The organism is Pantoea sp. (genome assembly GCF_028283705.1).
Lineage (GTDB): Bacteria > Pseudomonadota > Gammaproteobacteria > Enterobacterales > Enterobacteriaceae > Pantoea.
Map to the genome: position 1 here is coordinate 1 of NZ_JAPWKD010000033.1, position 6,384 is coordinate 6,384.

At 51.5% G+C, this 6,384-nt stretch carries 9 protein-coding genes; 1 reads left to right on the forward strand and 8 read right to left on the reverse strand.

Features of this window, described 5'->3' with window-relative positions:
• From PW844_RS26660 to gatZ, 5 genes are all read right to left on the reverse strand, one after another.
• The coding region (locus PW844_RS26660; protein WP_299458356.1) for an alcohol dehydrogenase catalytic domain-containing protein at positions 1-382 on the reverse strand (382 nt) is incomplete at its 3' end.
• Positions 383-422: 40 nt separating this feature from the next.
• Complete coding sequence (locus PW844_RS26665; RefSeq protein WP_299458358.1) at positions 423-1,805, reverse strand: PTS galactitol transporter subunit IIC; 1,383 nt, start codon at positions 1,803-1,805, stop codon at positions 423-425.
• A 4-nt stretch (positions 1,806-1,809) separates the two neighbouring features.
• Positions 1,810-2,094: a PTS galactitol transporter subunit IIB gene (gene gatB / locus PW844_RS26670; protein ID WP_299458361.1), complete on the reverse strand. Its 285-nt coding sequence runs from the start codon at positions 2,092-2,094 to the stop codon at positions 1,810-1,812.
• 41 nt (positions 2,095-2,135) lie between these two features.
• Complete coding sequence (gene gatA, locus PW844_RS26675) at positions 2,136-2,594, reverse strand: PTS galactitol transporter subunit IIA (RefSeq protein ID WP_299458363.1); 459 nt, start codon at positions 2,592-2,594, stop codon at positions 2,136-2,138.
• Complete coding sequence (gene gatZ, locus PW844_RS26680) at positions 2,587-3,882, reverse strand: tagatose-bisphosphate aldolase subunit GatZ (protein WP_299458365.1); 1,296 nt, start codon at positions 3,880-3,882, stop codon at positions 2,587-2,589. Before gatZ ends, gatA begins: the two co-directional genes overlap by 8 nt.
• A 308-nt stretch (positions 3,883-4,190) precedes the next feature.
• Here gatZ and PW844_RS26685 point away from each other — a divergent pair, with 308 nt between their 5' ends.
• Positions 4,191-4,982 (forward strand): DeoR/GlpR family DNA-binding transcription regulator, encoded by a 792-nt coding sequence (locus tag PW844_RS26685; protein WP_299458367.1) that lies wholly within the window; start codon positions 4,191-4,193, stop codon positions 4,980-4,982.
• Between the two features lie 65 nt (positions 4,983-5,047).
• Here the strand turns inward: PW844_RS26685 and PW844_RS26690 are convergent, their stop codons facing one another.
• From PW844_RS26690 to PW844_RS26700, 3 genes are all read right to left on the reverse strand, one after another.
• Positions 5,048-5,536: a nuclear transport factor 2 family protein gene (locus PW844_RS26690; protein ID WP_299458369.1), complete on the reverse strand. Its 489-nt coding sequence runs from the start codon at positions 5,534-5,536 to the stop codon at positions 5,048-5,050.
• Between the two features lie 90 nt (positions 5,537-5,626).
• Complete coding sequence (locus tag PW844_RS26695; RefSeq protein WP_299458371.1) at positions 5,627-6,199, reverse strand: AraC family transcriptional regulator; 573 nt, start codon at positions 6,197-6,199, stop codon at positions 5,627-5,629.
• Between the two features lie 86 nt (positions 6,200-6,285).
• Positions 6,286-6,384, reverse strand: a 99-nt coding sequence (locus PW844_RS26700) for a porin (protein WP_299458374.1), incomplete at its 5' end; no start/stop codon positions are given.

The following is a 6,384-nucleotide window of genomic DNA, read 5'->3' on the forward strand; positions in this document are numbered from 1 at the left end:
GGTTTACGCGCGGGACCGTAATGTACTCCCGGTTACCGCCATCGCTGCGTGAGCCAATGAACTGATAGTGACGACACTGAGACCACAGCTCTCTTCTGCACTCTTCGCAATCAAAACAGGGTTGTAACGGGACACAGGCAACCAGGTCACCGGGTTTAAGATCCCGGACACCACTGCCGGTCTCTTTTACCCGGCCACAGAATTCATGGCCAAGGGTAATGGGATAAAAATGGGCGCCATCGTGGAAGATACGCGGAATATCAGAACCACACAGCCCCGAGCAGATAACCTCAACCAGTACGTCATCGGCGGCGCTAATCTGAGGCAACGGTTTTTCTTCAACCGTAACGCTGCCTCCGGCGTGAATCACGACAGATTTCATTGGATAAACTCCAGGAAAACGGGGGACCAGCCCCCATGAGTTATTTAGGTAAGGGTTTGCTCCCGGAGAGGCTGACATCGTTTGTCGATGCCTGCTCTTCCGGCTGGTGTGCACGACGCCAGGTCAGCACCACCCCGAGCAAATAGATGACCCCAATCACCAACAGCGCAGTGACGTTCTGCCAGGTCAGGAGTTGAATAAGGAGATAGGTAATCGGTGAGCCGCCCTGGTCCATTGAGGCGACCTGCCCGCCCGCTTTCAGTGCGCCAGCGTTTGCCGCCAGCTGGGTATGCAGGCCAATGGTCTGGGTGGCGATCCACAGCGTAAGACTCATGATAATGATGCCGGAGATCAGGGTACGGAACAGATTACCCTGGTGTACCGCAACCGCCATCGCGACAAAGAAACCGATGGTGGCCAGGTCACCGAATGGCAGCACTTTATTACCCGGTAATACCACCGCAATCAGAATCGACAGTGGGATGAAAATCAGGCTGGCTGAAACCACCGATGTCTGCCCCAGTAACAGCGCCGGATCGAGGCCAATCAGAAAATCCTGGCCGCCGAATTTGGCCTGCAGACGTTTGCGAGCCTGTTTGGCTATCGGGTTAAGGCCGTCCATAATCGGTTTGATCACCCGTGGCATCAGCAGCATCACTGCACCGGTTTTAACTGCCAGTTGCAGCACACCTTTGACGTCATAATGAGCCAGCAGCCCGATGATGATCCCCATGATAAAACCGACGGTGACCGGCTCACCGAAGGCACCAAAGCGCTTCTGAACGTCATCAGCACTAAAGTGGATACGGCGCAGACCCGGGATCTTCTCAATGATGGTATCGACCAGCACCGCAATCGGCCCAAGGTAAGCGGAGGTGCCATGTGGCACCGCGATGCCATCCAGCTGGAAGTAGTTTTTAGTGTCGCGTGAGAACCAGTCGCCCAGCTTGTAAGCGAACGCTGCATGAACCACCACCCCCAGAATCCCCAGCCAGTATGATCCTGTGGCGATATGTACCATGGCACCGGTGAAGGTCATATGCCAGATGTTCCAGATATCGACGTTGACAACACGCGTCATCCGCGCCACCAGCATCAGGATGTTCACTCCAATGGCCACCGGGATGGCGACAAGGGCGATTTGTGAAGCCCAGGTCATCGGGGAAGATCCCGGCCAGCCGACATCAACCACTTCCAGACCGATTTCAAAATTTGCGGCCATCGCTTTCGCCGCCGGACCGATAGAATCAAGCATCAGCCCGATAACCAGGCCGATACCGACAAAACCGATACCGATATGCAGACCTGATTTAAAGGCATCCCCCGGTTTCATTCCCAGGCAGACAGAGAACAGGATGATCACGATCGGCAACATCACCGTTGGACCGAGATCGAGGATATAGCGCATCACGTCAGTAAACATATGCTTACCCCTGGAGAATAGTCAGGATCTTCTCGCGCAGGGCATCCGCACCCACGCCGGAGATAAAGGGCATCCCATGTACAACCGGAATGTCACCAAACTGACGATCCACGCGCGCAGTGGTGCAGATCAGGTCAGCGCCGTCCATGTAAGTTTCAATTTCGTTGACGCGGCACTGAACCAGGTCCAGTGAAATCCCGTTCTCATCACAAAGCTCTTTAATTTCTTCAGCAGCCATGGTGGAAGTGGCAACCGCGCCGCCACAGGCGACAATCACTTTACGTTTCATTTTTATATTCTCCGCGTACGGGTACAGGTTTGGGGTAAGGGTCAGGCCGCGGGCGCAAACAGCCGACGATTAAAACATTCGGCGATGTCATCTGCAGGCGCGCTCAGCAGGCTGTCGATAAACGCGGGTTGCTGCAGTTGGCCGAACAGTGAGCGCAGAAGATTCAGCTGCTGCTCCGGGTGGGTAACCACCAGTGCAATGATCAGCTCGGCACCCACCGTGCCATCATCATCCGCCTGCTGAAAAGCAACCGGCTTTGCAGGGCGGATAAGATAAATGGCCGGTTCGATGGCATGTACCGCTTCGCAGTGCGGAATCGCCACCGCATGCCCTTCCAGCGCAATGCCGGTGGGATAGGTTGCTTCGCGCTCCAACAGCGCAGCCGGATAGGTCGGATGACAAATCCCATCGCTCACCATTTTTTCACCGATATGATGCAGTGCCTCATCGGCACTGCTGAAATCCATCCCGGAGGAAACGATAAGACGGTAGTTATGCATGACTCACCTCTTTTTGCGGGGTTGATTCAGGCTCACATCCATACGCGTAATCACGCAGAACGTCCTGGATTTTGTCGATAATCAGCGCGTGGGGTTCGGTTGAAAGATTGCCGCTCAGCACGCGATCAAACTGTTTCGGTAAGTACTGGCTAAGCAGCCCCAGAGGGATATCGGTATTACCCAGATTCGTCATCAGCGCGCTAAACGCACTGTTGATGCGCTCGTTAGGCCAGTAGTAACGAATACGATCAGACAGGCTGTAATGGATATCGACCAGGGACTGAGAAAACGCCGGACGATAATACTTTTTCCAGTAGCCCGGCTCATCCAGCATCACCTGGTCAATGACGGCGAGGATCTGGCTCTGTTTTTCAGGTGCAATCAGCGCCTTTTCGATGTCAGCCAGGGCGAAGATTGCTTCACGCAGAGCAAAAGTGAGTGCAGGGCCGACTTTAAGAATGGCGAAATGGTCTTTAACCAGCGCGCGGTAAGCTTTTCTGGTCTGATAATCGGTGGAGTGCGCTTCGTATACCACCGGTGTGGATTCAATAAACCGACTCAGTTCACGCGCCGCGGCTGGCTGATAATGAATAACGCTGCTGTGATCAAATTCCACGCCAGGCTGAACCACCAGCCCGATGATGCGTTCAATGGCATCACTGAGTCCGGCGTCTCTGAATGCTTTGTAATGAATCTCCAGCGTATTGGCCGCATCAGCAGGACGCGTCACATGGACTTCATGAATCGCCGAGGCTTCACCGCCCGGGACCGGAACTTCGGTGCCAATGATGTAAGTCAGCAGTGCTTTCTGTTCCGGTGTGGCTGTCTGCTCTGCAATACGGCAGAGATCCGCTGCGCGTTGTGCGACGACTTCCGGAGGCAACGGTACCGGGTCATCCGCACAGGACATGGAAGCATCCAGGTGAATCTTGCTGAAACCTGCTGCGACATATTCCGCAATCAAAACCTGGGATTTTTCCATCGCTGATGAGGCGTTTTCGCCCTGCCAACAGTTTGGCCCCAGATGATCGCCGCCCAGAATCAGTCTCTCCGCCGGGAAACTAACATCCTGTGCAATGGTAAGTACATAGTCACGGAAAGCGGCGGGCTTCATGCCGGTGTAGCCACCGAACTGATTGACCTGGTTCGAGGTGGCTTCAATCAGCACCTTACGATCACTGTGCAGATCGAGGCGTAATGCTGCCTCTATGACCAGTGGATGAGCAGAACACACAGAACAAATCCCATTATCGAGCCCGGCTTTATGCTGCTGAATAATCTGTTTCATAACGTCCTCCGAAAGTGTGTTTAAACAATCGAACCTTTTCGTATTTGGCACAATTTCTTTCTTTTGTTTATGTGATCCAGATCTTTATATTTCCGTATTTCTTCGTATCCTTTCGCTTTAGTCGTAAGTCACGCTGGCGTGGCGACTAAGGCAGGACATTCATATACTATTGATATTAAATATTTTATATGAAAATCCATTCGCTTTTTTATTGGCCGCAAAATGTGATACATCACATTTCGAAGTTTTTTGTTTTACTTTCTTTTTCTTCCGTTTTAGGATCAGGTTAATTTGCTAAAGGAGTGCGTATGAATACCTTTGAACGTCGGAAGAAAATCGTCGAAATGGTTAACGGGACCGGCAGTCAGCTGGTCAATGACATTTCAGCCAGATTAGGCGTCACCGACGTTACCGTCAGAGCGGATTTGCGTCTGCTGGAGGAACAGGGGCTTTTGACACGATTCCATGGGGGGGCGGCTCGCATCGGTAATCCCTCCCCTGCACTGTCTCCCTCCGAAACCCAGGAGATTAGCCTTTCTGAGCGCTATATGCTGGCTGCCGATCCGAAAAGGCGTATCGCTATTGAAGCCGCAAGGATGGTACGAGAGGGCGATACCATCATTCTCGACAGCGGAAGTACCACCAAACTTCTGGCAGAAGAACTGGCCACCATGAAGAACATCACCGTGATAACCAATAACCTGCCTGCGGTGAATATTCTGGTGGGTAACACGGATATCACTCTGGTGGTATGTGGTGGGACAGTCAGACACAAAACCGTTTCGCTTCATGGCAGCATTGCAGAATATGCTTTGCGGGGGGTCTCTGCCGACCTGATGTTCGTCGGTGCAGATGGGCTGGACTGTGAAAATGGCATCACCACCTTCAACGAGGGATATGCCGTCAGTGCGGTGATGGCTGCCGCTGCACAGAAAGTCGTGGTGCTGACCGATTCGACCAAATTCAGCAGAAAAGGATTTAACGTCGTACTTCCGGTCGAGAAAATTGACGTCATCATTACTGACAGCGAAGCACCTGATGAGGCCGTCATCAGGCTCAGAGAAAAGGGAAAAACAGTGATTCTGGCGGATACGCACTGACAAATCAGAAACTAAGGGATGACAGCATCGTTCTGATTGATGATTGTGCAAGCTTCGCACAATAATCAGAACATACTGTTACCGCTTACCGTCTTTTCCGGAATCGCCTGGGTAACATCCCAATGCTCAACAATTTTTCCATTTTCCAGTCGGAAGATATCGACAATGGCATTCCCGCGCGTGCCCGGCTCTCTGACTGCGTGGACATGCAGGATGACATAGTTACCATCAACAAAACTGCTGACGATTTCACTATGCGACTGCGGATATTTTTGTTTCAGGAATGCAATAAACTTCCTGAATCCCGCCGGTCCATCTTCAGCATTTGGATTATGTTGGCGGTACTCGCTTCCCACATACTTCAGTGCGGCATCAGCATTTTTCTGGTTAAGCCCTAATTCATAAAATGCCAGAACAACCTGGCGATTTGCTTCGGCAGACGCGGGTTGGGTGGAAACCTGCGATTTGGCACAGCCGGTTAACATGACAAGTGCGGCCAGCGTTGCCGCGATAGAAAGCTTGCGCATAATTTTGTCCCTGTAGCGATTTTGCAACCGGGCAGCATCGTCGTTGCCAGCCGGTGCCCAAACATTACCATACCGGTTCGGTCTGATTTGTCAGCATTTTCCGTGTTTACCCTGCTCTTAAGGCCTGATTAGCTTTTGAATAATCATGATCCACGCCTGGTTATCATCGGTGAACTCACGCCTGATTTTCGCTGGGGTGAAGCCGGTCACTTCTCTGACTGTGCGTGTAAACGAAGCCTGGCAGTTGAATCCATTTTCAATGGCAATTTCCAGGATTCTATTTTTGCTGCAAATTAATGCCAAAGAGGCATTGATGACTCGGCGAATACGCACATATTCATAGATATTGAGACCCGTCAATTGCAGGAATTTTCGCTGAAAGTGCCAGACTGAATACCCGCTTCGGCCAGATATCTTTTCAACCGATAACTCCTGATCAAGATGCTCGTCTATCCATGCAATTATCTCCTGAATAACCGAGAACATCACACCATCGCGGATCCCAGGTTGTGCTGAAATACCACCGGTTATCCAGAACGAATTTCCCTCAACCTGAGCGGATGGAATCAGGATATTAACTGTGACCCGGTTTTGAATCAGACTCAAATTAACCTTTGTCTGCGGTGTATTAACGCTCGGACGGTACACCAGAGGTTTAACAGTGGATTGAGCAACGACACTCGGCAACATGATAAAAGGCTCCGGAATCTGTAAGGATATTCAATCGCGCAGAGCAGGCACTTCTCTGCGCTCATTTCCTTAATTTTTTAGCTCACTCAGAATTGATACACCAGGCCCACAGCCAGGATGTCATCCGTTGATACCCCTGCTGCTTCAGAGAAGTCACTTTTATCAATCAGATTGAGTTTGTAATC